This is a genomic window from Neisseria perflava (assembly GCF_019334725.1).
Classification (GTDB): Bacteria; Pseudomonadota; Gammaproteobacteria; order Burkholderiales; family Neisseriaceae; genus Neisseria; species Neisseria subflava_A.
Genome location: NZ_CP079818.1, coordinates 1801085 through 1816577, shown reverse-complemented (window position 1 = coordinate 1816577; position 15493 = coordinate 1801085). Strand labels below are relative to the sequence as shown.

14 protein-coding genes are annotated in these 15493 nt (G+C 49.4%); 4 read left to right on the top strand and 10 right to left on the bottom strand.

Translation table 11 applies throughout. The features are described 5' to 3' along the window. Positions 1 to 153 precede the first annotated feature (153 nt). From LPB400_RS08705 to LPB400_RS08695, 3 genes are all read right to left on the bottom strand, one after another. On the bottom strand, positions 154 to 561 hold the full coding sequence (locus LPB400_RS08705; RefSeq protein WP_219088755.1) for an MliC family protein: 408 nt from the start codon (positions 559 to 561) through the stop codon (positions 154 to 156). 241 nt (positions 562 to 802) lie between these two features. Beyond that, entirely contained in the window at positions 803 to 928 is a 126-nt protein-coding gene (ykgO, locus tag LPB400_RS08700) for a type B 50S ribosomal protein L36 (protein ID WP_003685279.1), read from the bottom strand. After that, positions 928 to 1203: a type B 50S ribosomal protein L31 gene (locus tag LPB400_RS08695; protein ID WP_049328620.1), complete on the bottom strand. Its 276-nt coding sequence runs from the start codon at positions 1201 to 1203 to the stop codon at positions 928 to 930. Before LPB400_RS08695 ends, ykgO begins: the two co-directional genes overlap by 1 nt. Before the next feature lie 174 nt (positions 1204 to 1377). On the opposite strand from LPB400_RS08695, the gene LPB400_RS08690 reads away from it, so the two are divergent. Continuing rightward, the gene (locus LPB400_RS08690; RefSeq protein WP_070461601.1) at positions 1378 to 2874 is read left to right on the top strand and encodes a TrkH family potassium uptake protein; all 1497 of its coding nucleotides are present in this window, start codon (positions 1378 to 1380) and stop codon (positions 2872 to 2874) included. A 54-nt stretch (positions 2875 to 2928) separates the two neighbouring features. Here the strand turns inward: LPB400_RS08690 and galU are convergent, their stop codons facing one another. The 4 genes from galU to ampD form a co-directional block, all read right to left on the bottom strand. Beyond that, positions 2929 to 3792: a UTP--glucose-1-phosphate uridylyltransferase GalU gene (gene galU, locus LPB400_RS08685; RefSeq protein ID WP_070461600.1), complete on the bottom strand. Its 864-nt coding sequence runs from the start codon at positions 3790 to 3792 to the stop codon at positions 2929 to 2931. Between the two features lie 127 nt (positions 3793 to 3919). Continuing rightward, complete coding sequence (ligA, locus tag LPB400_RS08680) at positions 3920 to 6388, bottom strand: NAD-dependent DNA ligase LigA (RefSeq protein ID WP_219088753.1); 2469 nt, start codon at positions 6386 to 6388, stop codon at positions 3920 to 3922. A gap of 139 nt (positions 6389 to 6527) precedes the next feature. Then, positions 6528 to 7796, bottom strand: coding sequence for a cell division protein ZipA C-terminal FtsZ-binding domain-containing protein (locus LPB400_RS08675; protein WP_219088751.1), 1269 nt, complete (start codon positions 7794 to 7796; stop codon positions 6528 to 6530). A 175-nt stretch (positions 7797 to 7971) separates the two neighbouring features. Beyond that, positions 7972 to 8538, bottom strand: coding sequence for a 1,6-anhydro-N-acetylmuramyl-L-alanine amidase AmpD (gene ampD, locus LPB400_RS08670; RefSeq protein WP_219088749.1), 567 nt, complete (start codon positions 8536 to 8538; stop codon positions 7972 to 7974). A gap of 115 nt (positions 8539 to 8653) precedes the next feature. Between ampD and mltG the strand changes: the two genes are divergently transcribed. The 3 genes from mltG (at position 8654) to LPB400_RS08655 (ending at position 11887) form a co-directional block, all read left to right on the top strand. Beyond that, the gene (mltG, locus tag LPB400_RS08665; RefSeq protein ID WP_219088747.1) at positions 8654 to 9649 is read left to right on the top strand and encodes an endolytic transglycosylase MltG; all 996 of its coding nucleotides are present in this window, start codon (positions 8654 to 8656) and stop codon (positions 9647 to 9649) included. Positions 9650 to 9716: 67 nt separating this feature from the next. Beyond that, the gene (gene tmk, locus LPB400_RS08660; RefSeq protein ID WP_219088745.1) at positions 9717 to 10343 is read left to right on the top strand and encodes a dTMP kinase; all 627 of its coding nucleotides are present in this window, start codon (positions 9717 to 9719) and stop codon (positions 10341 to 10343) included. Positions 10344 to 10606: 263 nt separating this feature from the next. Then, the gene (locus LPB400_RS08655; protein WP_083290073.1) at positions 10607 to 11887 is read left to right on the top strand and encodes a malic enzyme-like NAD(P)-binding protein; all 1281 of its coding nucleotides are present in this window, start codon (positions 10607 to 10609) and stop codon (positions 11885 to 11887) included. A gap of 403 nt (positions 11888 to 12290) precedes the next feature. Here the strand turns inward: LPB400_RS08655 and LPB400_RS08650 are convergent, their stop codons facing one another. The 3 genes from LPB400_RS08650 to LPB400_RS08640 all read right to left on the bottom strand — a co-directional run bounded on the left by LPB400_RS08650 (position 12291) and on the right by LPB400_RS08640 (position 15493). After that, entirely contained in the window at positions 12291 to 13298 is a 1008-nt protein-coding gene (locus tag LPB400_RS08650) for an IS5 family transposase (protein WP_107791944.1), read from the bottom strand. Between the two features lie 111 nt (positions 13299 to 13409). Further along, positions 13410 to 14753, bottom strand: coding sequence for an aldehyde dehydrogenase family protein (locus LPB400_RS08645; RefSeq protein WP_219088743.1), 1344 nt, complete (start codon positions 14751 to 14753; stop codon positions 13410 to 13412). Positions 14754 to 14833: 80 nt separating this feature from the next. Next, positions 14834 to 15493, bottom strand: coding sequence for a MarC family protein (locus LPB400_RS08640; protein WP_036490425.1), 660 nt, complete (start codon positions 15491 to 15493; stop codon positions 14834 to 14836).

The following is a 15493-nucleotide window of genomic DNA, read 5'->3' as shown; positions in this document are numbered from 1 at the left end:
GGGGTATGGATGTATTTTGAACCTTCAAATAGCCTCATATTTACATTTTCTCATTGAACGGAAACTATATTTCTCTTTCGTTTTATCCAATATAAAAGGCCGTCTGAAACAAGTTTTCAGACGGCCTTTAGCTATTCTATTGCTTAGTAGAAATTAACGTGCAGAGCAAGAAGTTTCTACTTTGTTGCCGTATGGGTCAGTGAAGCCGAAGAATGCTTCGCTGCCTTTTTGATGCCATTCAGCGCCTTTGCCGAACAAACCTTGCTTGGCAACATAGCGTTCACCTGAACCTGCAACGGCAGAAGACAGGGTGGCAACTTTGTCGTCCAGACGCAGTTCAACTTGGTTGGTGCTCAGGTTGCGGACTTGTACAGACAGGCCGTTTTCGCAGCTGAATGATTGAACACGGCCATGGTTATGCATGTCATGATGTTGGTGGCCATATTCGTGTGCATGATTGTGCTCATGACGTTGACCATGGTCATGGCGATGGGCTTCAGGTGCGGCACAGGCAGCGAGGCTCATGGCGGCGGCAATTGCAAGCAGGGCTTTTACTTTCATTTTTGACTCCTATGGTCAGTGTTGAAGGAAGAATGTAGCGGCATGTTATAAATATCTTTATGGCTTCACAATAGGGATAACCATTATTTACTTTTCCTTCCTGTTTCCGGGAGTATGGCAGGATTCTTTGTAGTTTTGATATGAATGATTAATGCCGTTTGAAAAAAAGCCGCACTTGCGCTAGAGGTAAACGAAAGTGCGGAAAATTCAGAGAGTTACATTGAAAGAAGGATGGGACAGCTTAACGCTGGCGTGCTTTAAAACGGGGATTGCTCTTGCAAATGACGTACACTTTGCCTTTTCGGCGGACAATTTGGCAGTCGCGGTGTCGTTTTTTTGCAGTTTTCAGAGATGAGAGGACTTGCATCATTTATCCTTTCTGAAAGAAGACATCATGGATTGGTAACGTTGGTTGAATTTGCTGGCGCGACCTTCAATATTGACGTTGCGTTGTTTGCCTGTGTATACGGGGTGGGACGCGGAAGAGGTATCAAGAGAGAAGAGGGGATACTCTACTCCGTCTTTCCAAACCATGGTCTTTCCGTGGGTATTGGCGCATGAACGGATGAGCCATCCTTGGTCTGCACCGCTGTCGTAAAACAGGACGGTACGATAGTTGTCTGGGTGGATATCGGGTTTCATTTCTTTCTCCAGTGAGTGTTATGGTATAACATTATACTCTTAGAAAAAGAGCAGGCAAGTGTTTTTTGGTTTTTCTTTATCACGGGGTTGCGGCATTTTGATAAAATATGCTGTTTCAGACGGCCTATTTTTTCATGAGGCCGTCTGAATATTTTGTTTTCTGATGATAGGGATATGATGTATTTGTATAAGGGTTTCAGATTGGGTGGTGCGGTAAGCAAGGTGATGCCGATTGTCCATGTATTGTCCAAGCTGGGGCTGTTGTTTTCACTGCTGTTGGCTGTGCCGACACTGATGTCGTATTTTTATCACGACAGCGCGTTTTTCGTGTTTGCCTACACGGCTTTGACGGTATTGCTGGTGTCGTGCGTTACTTGGGTGTTGACTCTGCGTTTCAATCGTGAATTGCGGCCGCGTGACGGATTTACCCTGGTATTGATGCTGTGGCTGGCCTTTGCCGTCGTGGCGGCGATGCCGATTTATTTCTATATGCCGTCCATGAGTTTCACCGATGCGTTTTTTGAAGCGATGTCGGGGCTGACGACAACGGGGGCAACAGTGATTTCCGGCTTGGATACGCTGGCACCGTCGGTGAATTTTTGGCGGCACATGCTCAACTGGCTTGGCGGTATGGGTATTATCGTGTTGGCTGTGGCGATTTTGCCGATGTTGGGTGTGGGAGGGACGCAGCTTTTCAAAGCGGAAATTCCGGGTATGGATAAGGAAAGCAAGATGGCTCCCCGCATTTCGCAAGTGGCTAAACGGCTGTGGTTTGCCTATGCGCTGACAACTGCTGCCGCCTTTGTATCCTTGCATATTGCCGGCATGGGCTGGTTTGATGCCTTGTGCCATGCGATGTCGGCTGTGGCCTTGGGCGGTTTTTCGACACATGATGACAGCGTTGCCTATTTTAATTCTGTAGCAGTCGAATGGACGTTGATGTTTTTTACTGTCTGGGGCGGTATCAATTTCGCCAGCCACTTTACTGCGCTGGGCAACCGCTCCTTGCAGGTGTATTGGAAAGATGAAGAATGCCGCACCATGCTGCTGGTTTTGTCGGGCAGTATTTTGATTTCGGCATTGTATTTATGGCAGCAGGACGTTTATCAAAGCCTTGGCGAAGCTTTGCGCTTTGTCAGCTTCAACTTTGTGTCCATCGGATTGGCAAGCGGTTTCTCCAATGCAGACTTTGCCCAATGGCCGTTGATTGTGTCGCTGTGGATGTTTTTCCTGTCGAACGTATTGGCAAGTTCAGGCTCTATGGGGGGCGGTATTAAAAACGTGCGTGCGTTGGTGTTATTCAAATTCAGCTTGCGCGAAATGTTGATTTTGCTGCACCCGCGTGCGGTTCGTACGGTAAAGGTCAACAACCGTTCCATTCCGGATCGCATGGCGCTGACCGTCATGTCGTTCATCTTTATTTACTTTATGACGGTCATCGTATTCAGCTTTTTACTGATGGCGGCAGGCTTGGACTTTTTATCCGCCTTTACGGCAGTCATTGCCTGTATTACCAATGCAGGGCCGGGTTTGGGGGCAGTCGGTCCGTCACATAATTATGCTGTGCTGAGCGATGTGCAGAAATGGCTGTGTACGGCGGTGATGTTGTTGGGACGTTTGGAGATTTTTACCGTTCTGATTTTGCTAACTCCGGCATATTGGAAGAAATAAGTGTGAGAAAAAGGCCGTCTGAAATTTCAGACGGCCTTTTTATAATGGCTGGGCTTAAGCGTATTGTTTGAGCAATTCTTTGAATTGTTCGCCAGTTTCAGGGTGTTTCAAACCATAAGCCACGGTTGCTTCAAGGTAACCCAATTTGCTGCCGCAGTCGTAGCGTTTGCCATCAAACGCATGAGCCAACACAAACTCATGGTCGAGCAGGCGGGCGATACCGTCTGTCAGTTGGATTTCGTTACCGGCGCCGCTGGGCAGGTTGGTCAACAAGTCAAAAATACGCGGAGTCAGGATGTAGCGGCCGACAACTGCGAGGTTGGAAGGCGCTTCTTCCGGTTTGGGTTTTTCAACTATGTTGGTGATACGTTGATAGCTTTTTAGCTTTTCAACTTCAACGATACCGTAAGAGCCTGTTTGGGAAGGGTCGACGGTTTCAACGCCCAAAATGCTGTTACCGCTTTGGTTGTACACATCAACCATCTGTTTCAATGCACCTTTAGGCGCATCAATCAAATCGTCTGCCAAAATAACGGCAAAAGGTTCATTACCAACGGCAGCCTGCGCGCACAATACGGCATGACCCAAACCCAATGCTTCAGTTTGACGGATGTACATGCAGGTAATGTTGGGAGGCAGGATATCGCGAACGTGCTCCAACAGCTTGTCTTTTTGACGCAATTCCAATTCGGTTTCCAACTCGTATGCTTTGTCGAAGTGGTCTTCGATACTGCGTTTGTTACGGCCGGTGATGAACACCATTTCAGTACAGCCGACTTCAACCGCTTCTTCAACTGCATATTGAATCAGAGGTTTGTCTACGATAGGCAGCATTTCTTTGGGGCTGGCTTTGGTCGCAGGCAAGAAACGGGTGCCCATACCGGCAACGGGGAAGACGCATTTTTTAATGGGTTTCATATTATTATCCTATTTTAACTGTGGGTTTATACCCCAAAAAGTGTAAAGATGTAGTCGTATGTAATGATAATACCACATGATAAAGTATCAGACGGTCTGAAAAGGAGGATTGGTCATAGATACTGTCTTATCCTAGCAACGTCAGTAATTCTTCTTCGCTCAATACGACCACGCCCAACGTTTGGGCTTTTTCCAATTTACTGCCTGCGGCTTCTCCGGCGACAACGTAGTCGGTTTTTTTGGATACGCTACCAGAAACTTTACCGCCGGCAGCCTCAATCATGGCTTGGGCTTGGTCGCGTTTGAGCGTGGGTAAAGTCCCTGTTAATACAAAGGTTTTACCTGCTATAGCCTCGTTAATGCCGTCTGAAATAGTTTCATCTTGAAGATTAGACAGCGTTTGAGCAAAGAAAGTTTTCATATTTTCAAGAAGGGCTGCGTTTTGCGGTTTACTGCGCCATATTTGCCAATCGGCAGGCAACGCTTTGTCGGTTTGCAAACCTTCTATGCTTTGTCCGGCAAGCTCCCACAAGGCCAGTGCTTTGGTTTCGCTGATTTTAAAATCAGGCAGGCGGGCAATCCAGCGTTGCGGTTCGGCATGGCGTAACGGTGGGATAGTGACAGCCTGGCTTTGCGGGGCAACACCTACAGCCAGTAGTTCGTCTATCATCGCCTGTTGTGCTTCTTGAGCAAAAAAGTGGGCGATGGAGTGGGCAACTACCGTGCCGATATCGGGCAAGCAGGCGAGGATGGGTTCGGGTGCATGGCGGACGTGTTCCAGTGTGCCGAATGCCTGTGCTAACGTTTTGGCGGTGCGTTCGCCGACGTGACGGATGCCGAGGGCAAAAAGGAAGCGGGCAAGTTCGGGCGTTTTGCTGGCTTCTATGCCTGCAAGGATGTTTTCCGCCCATTTGGTCGGCTGTTTTTTAATGTTTTTGGCAAGCAGGGCATTACCGGTCTCGCTTTCAAAGTCTTCAACCTCACTGTTTGATGGTTCTTCCTCATTGGCCGATGCTTTATCCGCCGTTTCTTTCATTTTCTGTAAGGTTGGAATATCGAGACGGTAGAGGTCGGCGAAATGACGAACCAAATCTTGCGCTACCAGCTGCTCGATTTGTTTTTGTCCAAGTCCGTCGATGTCCATGGCTTTGCGAGAGGCGAAGTGGATTAAACCTTGCGCGCGTTGAGCCTGGCAAAGCATACCGCCGCTACACCGGGCAACTGCTTCGTCTTCTTCGCGTTCGATTTCGCTGTGACAGATAGGGCAATGGGTGGGCAGGCGGTAGGGTTTGTGAAGCGGTTCGGCTTGCGTTTTAGAAGGTGTTTCGGCAAACAAATCGTCTTGCAGGCCGTCTGAAACGGAAATATTGGTCTCCTGCATTGGGCGGCGTTCAAAAATTACGCGCACCACCTCGGGAATGACGTCTCCGGCACGGCGCACAACGACGGTATCGCCAACGCGTACGTCTTTACGCGATACTTCGTCCTGATTGTGCAGGGTAGCGTTGGTAACGGTAACGCCGCCGACGAATACAGGTTGCAGGCGGGCAACCGGGGTTACTGCGCCGGTGCGCCCGATTTGTACATCAATGGCTTCGACAATGGTCAATGCTTCTTCGGCAGGAAATTTGTGGGCAATGGCCCAGCGTGGTGCGCGTGAGATGAAACCCAGTTTTTCTTGTTGTGCCAGACTGTTGACTTTGACCACCATGCCGTCGATTTCATAAGGTAAAGTAGGGCGTTTTTGCTGCATTTTTTCGTAAAACGCCAATACTTCGTCGATATTTGGGAAACAGCCGAAATTGCCATCGGGCAGACTGAAGCCAAGCTCTTTACAGTAGCTCAGCTCTTGCAGGTGTTCTTCTGCGATAAAACCGCCTTGTTGTCGGGCAATGGAATAGGGGAAGAAATGCAGTTTGCGTTGTGCCGTAATGCGCGAATCGAGTTGGCGCAGGCTGCCGGCGGCGGCATTGCGCGGATTGGCGAAAGGTTTTTGTCCGTTTTCAGCCTGTCGTTCGTTCAAGGCAGCAAAATCGGCTTTGAGCATCAGTACTTCGCCGCGTATTTCGATAAGCTCGGGGATATTTTCTCCATGCAGGCGCAGGGGGATGTTGGATACGGTTTTGACGTTTTGGGTAACGTCTTCGCCTGTTGTGCCGTCGCCACGGGTTGCCGCTTGAATCAATACGCCGTCGCGGTACAGCAGGCTGATGGCCAGACCGTCAAATTTAGGCTCAATAACGTATTCCGGTTTTTCTCCATTTAAACCACCACGAACGCGCTCATCGAAAGCGTACATTTCGGCATGATCGAACACGCCGTTTTCATCTTGCGGTGAGAAGGCGTTGGTCAGTGACAACATAGGCACTTCATGACGCACTTCATCAAAGCCTGCCAAAGGCTCGCCGCCGACGCGCTGGGTCGGGCTGTCGGGCAGTTTCAACTCAGGATGATTTAGCTCCAATGCTTCGAGCTCGCGGAACAATTTATCGTATTCGGCATCGGGTACGCTGGGTGCGTCTAGGGTGTAATATTCGTAGGCGTAGCGGTTGAGGAGGTCGGTCAGGTATTTGATACGTTGTGCGGTCGGGTTCATGAGCAATCGAAATAGAGTTTTCAGACGGCCTGATGATAGAGAGGCCGTCTGAAAATCGATGAATATTGAAGATAAAGGGATTTTACCTGAAAAAAGCGGATATGCCGTCATTGCATATCCGCTTTTTGATTGGAGAAGTTTAAGAGAACAGGCGCAGGGCTTGTTTGCTGCCGGGTTTGATGCCGACTTTAAGCATTTCTTCCTGACGGGCCAAAACATAGTTGCGTACGTCTTTGAGCCATTGAGTGGAAACTTCTTTCATTTGGTCGTTAACCAAATCCAAGCTGAGTTGGCCGGAGAGTTTGACTGCCAAGTCCATAAATTTGTCGAAAGTTTTTTCGCCGGCAGGAACATGCGGAATATCCAGAAGCATGCTGAAACCGCGGTAGGCTTGGTTGTCCAACAGAGAGTTGGTAAACGGTTTGTTGTCCAAAGTATGGATGGAGAACAATTTAGGGTTGTTGTTGTCACCGAAGTGGAAAGCGCCGTCTTCGCCCAGTTTGAAGCCTGTATCTTCCACGGCGGCACGCAATTCTACGCCGCTGATATTGGAATGGGAAACCAAGTGAATGGCGATGGTTTGGTCAACACGCGCACAGAATTGGTCGAGAGCTTGTGCAACTTCGGTGAACGCGTCCAAGTCGGTATGCAAAACTTTGCCGTCCATCAGTCGGGCAAAAGCATCAACCTGTTGGTCGAAGTGTTGCAGCTCTTCACGCGCGGCCAAACCATTGCGGCTGACAGCCTGCAGGCCCATAACGAAGCCTTGGTAGTAAACTCCCGGAATCGGCTCGGCAACGCGGAAATGGTCGTCTATGGTGCAACCGATGATTTGGAAGCGGTGAGTGCCGGAAAGGCGCGGCAGGGCGTGCAATTCTTGGGCTTGTTTTAGGGAGATGTAGGCCATGTAGTCGAAGCGCGGGTCAAACCAAGGCAACTCGACTTGAGACAATTCGTCCAAGCTGATCAATGGTACTTTTGCTACAGGTTCGGCTGCGGTTTCAACCGGAGCAGAAGCGGCTTCGGCAGGGCTGACGGTAATTTCATTGTTCAAACCGATAACGGTGTGTTGAACTTTTTCTTCTGCGGAAAAGTCGTCTTCCATGGTCAGCTCGACATCCGTTTTAAGCTGGGCAGGGTGAGCCAGTTTGGCTTTTGCCGCGTAGATTTCATCTTGCTCTTGCAGGTTGCGCAATGCCTCTTCGGTTTTTTTGTTTTTCTTGATAAACAAACCCTGGCCGCCGGTTTCTTTGCTGTCGCGGACATGTTTGGTTTTGCTGGTCAAAAGCGCATCTTTATCGGAATGGCCGAATTGTTCGCGCACTTGTTTGCGGTATTGGTTTTCCTGGTACATGTTGTAACCGATGACCGCCAAAAGGGCGGCGAGGGCTAAGACGATGAAAATCATGGAGTAATCACTTTTTAAAAAGGCAGCATTCCGTCTTTTTCAGGGTGCGGAATCTTGCTGCGTGGGAAGTTCGTTGGAGCCGGACTTTATGCGTCCGAATGAATAGCTGAATTATAACGAAAATAAACGGTTGTGACAGCATTATGTCTGCCAATCATTTCAGGCCGTCTGAAAGTTATCCCCGCCGGACGGGGAAACCTGCTTTTTGAAGGCGAGGCCAATCGAAGAAATGACCGGGATCGGTTTTCCTGTCCGGCGCGATGTCCTGATGACCGGTAACGGCCTGAATCGGGTAATGTTCGGAAATGGCGGTCAGCAAGGCTTGCAGGCTGGTGTATTGTGCTTCGGTAAAAGGCTCGAAATCGCAGCCTTCCAATTCGATACCGATGGAGAAGGTATTGCATTTTTCTCTGCCTTGAAATGACGATACACCGGCATGATAGGCCATATCGTCGCAGGAAACGAATTGGACGGTTTCGCCCTTACGGCTGATGAAAAAATGGCTGGAGACGCGCAGGGTGTGGATGATGCTGAAAAAAGGATGCTCGTCAGGGTTGATTTGGTTGGTAAACAATTTTTCCACCGCACCCGTGTTGTACTCAAAAGGAGGGAGGGAAATATTGTGGAGGACAACCAATGAGATGTCTTCATCCGGTTCTCGCGGGCTGAAATTGGGCGAATGAGTTTGACGTGCATTCAGCCAACGGCCGCTTTGCCAAGTGTTTTTTGAAGGAGAATTCATGGTTTCAGACGGCCTTTCGGGATAGGAAAATATACGTTGGGTAAGGTGGAGGGCGTGGTGGACTTGTTTTCGGTTATACTGTCGCCCGACACGTTCACAAACCAAGAATCCTACCATGCTGAAAAAATTGTTGAAATGGCTGGCCGTATTTTTGACGGCATTTGCCGCCGTGGTTGCCGCATTGTTGTTTGTTCCGAAAGACAACGGCAAACCATACCGTATTACCATTACCAAAAACCAAGGTATCTCTTCCGTCAGCCGCAAACTGGCTCAAGACGGCATTGTTTATAACCGTTATGTTTTAGTAGCCGCCACATATGTGATGGGCGTACACAACCAACTTAATGCCGGTTCTTACCGCCTGTCTGCCAAAGTATCGGCTTGGGACATTTTAAAGCGCATTAAAAAAGGCCGTCCTGATTCGGTCAGCGTGCAAATTTTGGAAGGCGCGCGTTTTGCCCAAATGCGCCGCATTATCGACAATACTGCCGACATTGCCCATGACACGAGCGGTTGGAGCGATGAAAAACTGATGGCTGAAGTGGCGCCCGATGCTTTGAGCAGCAATCCTGAAGGACAGTTTTTCCCAGATAGTTACGAAATTGATGCCGGTGGCAGCGATCTTCAAATTTACAAAATCGCCTACCGTAAAATGCGGGAAAACCTACAAGAAGCATGGGACGACCGTCAAAGCGGCCTGCCTTATAAAAATCCGTACGAAATGCTGATTATGGCGAGTCTGATTGAAAAAGAAACCGCGCACGAAGACGACCGCGCCCATGTGGCCGCCGTATTCGTCAACCGCCTGAATATCGGCATGCGCCTGCAAACCGACCCGACCGTCATCTATGGTATGGGCGATGCGTATAAAGGCAGAATCCGCAAAGCCGACTTGCAACGCGATACGCCTTATAATACCTATACGCGCAGCGGTTTGACGCCGACGCCGATTGCGCTTCCCGGCAAGGCCGCGCTTGAGGCGGCGGGTCATCCGTCTAATGAAAAATATCTGTATTTTGTCTCAAAAATGGATGGTACGGGCCTGAGCGAGTTCAGCCACAATCTTTCTGAACACAACGCCGCCGTACGCAAATATATTTTGAAGAAATAAACCGAATAGGCCGTCTGAAACATTTATAATCCCTGTTTCAGACGGCCTTTAGATTAACGATATCCATATGAAACCCAGATTTATTACCCTTGACGGCATAGACGGCGCAGGCAAATCCACCAACCTCGCCGTAATGAAAGCATGGTTTGAGAAACACCAACTGCCCGTATTGTTTACGCGCGAACCGGGAGGCACTCCGGCCGGAGAAGCATTGCGTGAAATCCTGCTCAACCCTGCCACCCAAGTCAGCCTGCGTACCGAAACTCTGCTGATGTTTGCCGCCAGACAGCAACACTTGGAAACGGTCATTCTGCCTGCCCTGAGAAACGGCACTCATGTGGTTTCCGACCGCTTTACTGATGCAACGTTTGCCTATCAAGGAGGTGGGCGCGGTGTTCCCTTGCAAGATATTGCCACGCTTGAGCATTGGGTACAGGACGATTTCCGCCCAGATTTAACTTTGCTGTTGGATGTGCCTTTGGAAGTATCGATGGCGCGCATCAACCAAACGCGCGAGAAAGACCGCTTTGAACAAGAAGAAGCCGAGTTTTTCAATCGGGTGCGCGAAGTATATCTGCAACGTGCTAACGAACAGCCGGAACGCTATGCCGTCATCGACAGCAGCCAAAGTCTGGACGCGGTAAAAAATCAGATTGAAACCGCGCTAGACAGTCATTTTGGATTGAATGTTTAAGTTTAAATAAAATGCCATCTGAAAGAAGGGTAGTGTGGCGAAGAAATATTATTACAGAAGTTTTTAGACATAAAACCAAATAAAACGAAATATCAAAACAAATGTAATAAATATCGGTATGCGCCACCAAAAGAACATGATAAAATTACGGTCCCTTACAAAGTCTGTCTGTTAACAACCCGACTTTAGAAATTTTAAACGTCTGAAGCAGCCTGTTTCAGACTTGTTCGCTGTAAAATCTCTCTCGCAAACAGGATCGATAAATGGAAAATTCATTAAAAGAAGCCGCCCTGCAGTTCCACGAATTCCCCGTGCCGGGCAAAATCTCCGTTACCCCAACCAAATCTTTGGCTACTTCTAAAGACTTGGCGTTGGCGTACTCTCCGGGCGTAGCTGCTCCTTGTATGGAAATCCATGCCGATCCTCAAACTGCCTACAAATACACTGCCAAAGGCAATTTGGTTGCCGTGATTTCCAACGGTACCGCAGTGTTGGGTTTGGGCAACATCGGCGCATTGGCCGGCAAACCTGTAATGGAAGGCAAAGGCGTATTGTTCAAAAAATTCGCCGGCGTTGACGTATTCGATATCGAAATCGATGAAAAAGACCCGCAAAAACTGGTAGACATCATCGCTTCTTTGGAACCGACTTTCGGCGGTATCAACCTCGAAGACATCAAAGCGCCTGAGTGCTTCTACATCGAACGCGAATTGCGCAAACGCTGCAAAATCCCCGTATTCCACGACGACCAACACGGTACCGCCATCATTACCGCTGCCGCTGTACTGAACGCTTTGCGTTATACCGGCCGCAAAATCGAAGAAGCAACTTTGGTGTGCTCCGGTGCAGGTGCCGCTGCGATCGCTTGCTTGAACCAATTGCTGGATTTGGGGCTGAAACGTGAAAACGTAACTGTCTGCGACTCCAAAGGCGTGATTTATAAAACCCGCGAAGACAAAGACCGTATGGACGAGTCCAAACAATTCTACGCCATCGAAGACAACGGCCAACGCGTATTGGCTGATGCCGTTAAAGGTAAAGACATCTTCTTGGGTCTGTCCGGCGCAAACCTGCTGACACCTGAAATGCTGAATACCATGAACGAAAAACCAATCGTGTTCGCTATGGCAAACCCAAATCCGGAAATTCTGCCTCCTTTGGCAAAAGAAACCCGTCCGGATGTGGTAATCGGTACCGGTCGCTCAGACTTCCCGAACCAAGTAAACAACGTATTGTGCTTCCCATTCATCTTCCGTGGCGCATTGGATGTCGGCGCGACCACCATCAACGAAGAAATGAAACGCGCTTGTGTATACGCTTTGGCTGACTTGGCAATGGAAGAAGTGCCTGAGGAAGTGATTGCTGCTTACGGTAAGAAATTTGAATTCGGCGCGGAATACCTGATTCCTACCCCATTCGATTCCCGCCTGTTGCCTCGCGTTGCTACAGCTACTGCTAAAGCAGCAATGGAAAGCGGCGTGGCTACCCGTCCAATCGCTGATTTGGATGCGTATACTGCTAAACTGGCCGGTTTGAAATTGTAATCCGGTAAGTAGTATTTGATTGAAAATGCCGTCTGGAAGTTGTATTTCAGACGGCATTTTTGTTTATTGGGTATTTTAGAAACGGTTTAATGCAGCAATCGGAATGAAGGACATGATAATCTGCTGCTTCAACAGAGACGTGGGAATATGGATTGCTTTTTAAAATAGGTTTCTATTTTTGAGCGGCTTTGATTTTGCAGGGTTTGTACGAGATTAAATACAATATTTTTGCCAGCTTTTTTAAACAACATCAGGCCGAGACCTTTGCAAAATTCCTTTCCCCCGACAGCCGAAACCTAAACACAGGTTTTCGGCTGTTTTTGTTTCGAATATCCACTGATTCTACTCAAATACCCCCCTTAATCCCCCTTGGATACCCGATAATCAGGCATCCGGCCGCCTTTTAGGCGGCAACAGGCACACTTAGCCTGTTAGCCGCTTTCAAAAGGTTCAAACACATCGCCTTCAGATGGCTTTGTGCACTTACTTTGAGCAGACCAAAATAGACTGCCCGGGCATAGCGGAATTTACGGTGCAGCGTACCGAAGCTCTGTTCGACCACATAACGGGTTTTTGATAAATATCGGTTACGTTTGGTTTGTGCTTCCGACAGCGGATGTTTGCGGTGGGCTTTGCGCATAATGCCGTCCTGCAGCCGATGCTCTTTCAGATGTTGCCGGTTTTCCTTACTGTCGTAGCCTTTGTCGGCATAGACGGTCGTACCTTTGGATAGGCCTTCCAACAAAGGCAACAGGTGTTTGCATTCATGGGCATTGGCAGGGGTAATGTGCAGTTTCTCAATATAGCCTTCCGCATCGGTACGGGTATGTTGTTTGTAACCGAGTTTGTAGAGGCCGCTTTTCTTTATCCAACGGGCATCGCTGTCTTTACTCGGTGTGGTTTGGCTGCTGACTTGTCCTTCTTCATCGACTTCTATGGCCTGACGCTGTTTGCTGCCGGCGGTCTGAATAATGGTGGCGTCAATGACGGTGGCAGATGCTTTCTCTACTTTTAGGTTTTTTTCGGTCAGTTGTCGGTTAATCAGTTTTAGCAGTTCAGACAGGGTGTCGTCTTGCGCCAGCCAGTTGCGGTAGCGGCATAAGGTGCTGTAATCGGGGATGCTCAGTTCGTCAAAACGGCAAAACAGGTTGAAATCGATGCGGGTGATGAGGCTGTGTTTGAGTTCGGGATCGGAGAGGCTGTGCCATTGTCCGAGCAGGACGGCTTTGAACATGGACAACAGGGGATAGGCGGGACGGCCGCGGTGATCTCTAAGGTAACGGGTTCTTTGACGATTCAGGTACTGTTCGATCGGTTGCCAATCAATTACCTGATCCAACTTCAATAGTGGGAAGCGGTCGATGTGTTTGACGATCATGGCTTGGACGGTTTGCTGAAAGAAGGTGGTCATGGAAAATCCCCTAAATGTCTTAGTAGGAATTTAGGGGATTTTGGGGAATTTTGCAAAGGTCTCAGGCCGTCTGAAATCGGGTTTTCAGACGGCCTGAGTTAATGCAACAGTTTATTTTTGCCAATAGGTTTTGACGTTGACGAATTCGTACAGCCCGAATTCTGATAGCTCGCGTCCATAACCTGAAGCTTTGACGCCACCAAAAGGTAGGCGCAGATCGCTGCTGGTGTGGCGGTTGATAAAGACAGAGCCTGCTTGAATTTTTTCGGCGTATTGCCATGCATTTGCCGTGTCGGCTGTGTAGATACAGGCGCCGAGGCCGAAAGGTGTGTCGTTGGCAAGTGCGACGGCGTGATCCGGATTGTTGGCGCGTAAAATCATGGCAACTGGGCCGAAGACTTCTTCGTGCCAAACGCGGCAGTTCGGGTTGATTTGATCCAATACCGTGGCAGGGTAAAACCAGCTTTCTCCCTCAGGGATATAACCGCCGCTCAAGCACTGCGCGCCATGTGCAACCGCATCTTGAACCTGCTCGTGTACGGTTTGACGCAGGTCTTCGCGGTGAAGCGGGGCAAGGGTAGTGTTCGGGTCTTTGGGATTGCCGGTTTGCAGTTTGGCGCATTCGGCAAGGAAGAGCGGGATAAATTGTTCGGCAATATCTTGGGTAACAACGATGCGTTTGGCGGCATTGCAGGATTGTCCGGCATCGCGGAAGCGTGAATAGCAGGCGTCGATGGCTGCGCGTTGGAGATCGGCATCGGGCAGGATGATAAACGGATTGCTGCCGCCCAGTTCAAGGACGGTTTTTTTCAGATGTTTGCCTGCATGTGCGGCCAGCAGGCGGCCGGTATGGGTCGAACCGGTAAATGCCATGGCATCGGTATCTTCGATGGCTTTAAGCGTGTCTTCATGACTTAACCATGCGCCGATAAGCGGCAAACCTTTGGGGACGAGGCTGAAGAGGGTTTCGCTGACGCGGGCGACACTGGGCGCAGGCTTGACCGCGCAGGCATTGCCGGCGCACAGGGCCGGGATGGCAAATCGTAAAATCTGCCAAACAGGATAGTTCCACGGCATGACTGCCAAAACAACGCCCAAAGGCTCGAAGCGGACTTGGCTGAGGCTGGCTTGGGTGGCGATGGTTTTATGGGAGAGCAGTTCAGGCGCGAGGCGGACGTAGTAGCGGATAAGCTCGATGGATTTGCTGATTTCGGCGCGGCATTCATGCAGGCAGCGGCCGACTTCTTCGCAAACCATTTCGGCGAGGCGTTCTTGGTTTTGGGTGAGGCTGTCGGCAAATTGTTGTAAGAGGGCGGTGCGCTCGATAATGCTTGATTGTGCGAAGGTTTGCTGAAGGGTTTGGAGGCGGTTTAATTCGTCGGTAAATTCGGTGTAGTTTTGTGCCGGTCGGCGGCAAATGGTTTCACCGGTAAAGACATGGGTGCTGTGAAACATGGTTGGGCTCCTTTGTTTTTATGTTTTTATGAGGCCGTCTGAAAATGTTTCAGACGGCCTTTTATTGTGATGATTGTACTTCAAGCGACCAGTTGGGGAAAAATAGATTTTAATCCGGCAACAATAATCTCTACGGAAATGGCGGCAAGCATCATGCCCATAATGCGGTTGAGGATGGTCAGGCCGGTCGTGCCCAAGCGTTTGCTGATGCGTCCGGCAACGATCAGGATGAGATAGCAAATCAGGCTGACCAGAAAGCCGGAGATGATAATCAGGGCAATATCGCTGTAATTTTTGGCGGCAGAGGAGTAAATGATGACGGTAGAAATACCGCCGGGGCCGATGGTAATCGGAATGGCAATGGGGACGACGGCAATGGCTTTTTCATTGCGGCGGACTTGTTGCGCATGGTGATGCTCTTCTGAATTAGGATCGATTTTGGGCTTGGCCGGATTGTCGTTGCCGTTCATCAAGGAGATGGCAATCAGTAAAACCAAAATGCCGCCGCCGACTTGGAAAGAGCCCACGCTGATGCCGAGTACTTTCAACAAGATACCGCCGCTCAGTGCAAAGACGACAATCACGATGAAAACGGCTAATGCGGCAGTACGCGCAATTCTGCGTTTTTCTTTGGTGCTGTGGTCTTGCGTCAGGTCAAGATAAATCGAGAGTGCGCTGAAGGGGTTGATCAGTACAAGAAGTGCAACGAGAAGTTTGCCGATTTCTACACCTAATTCCAT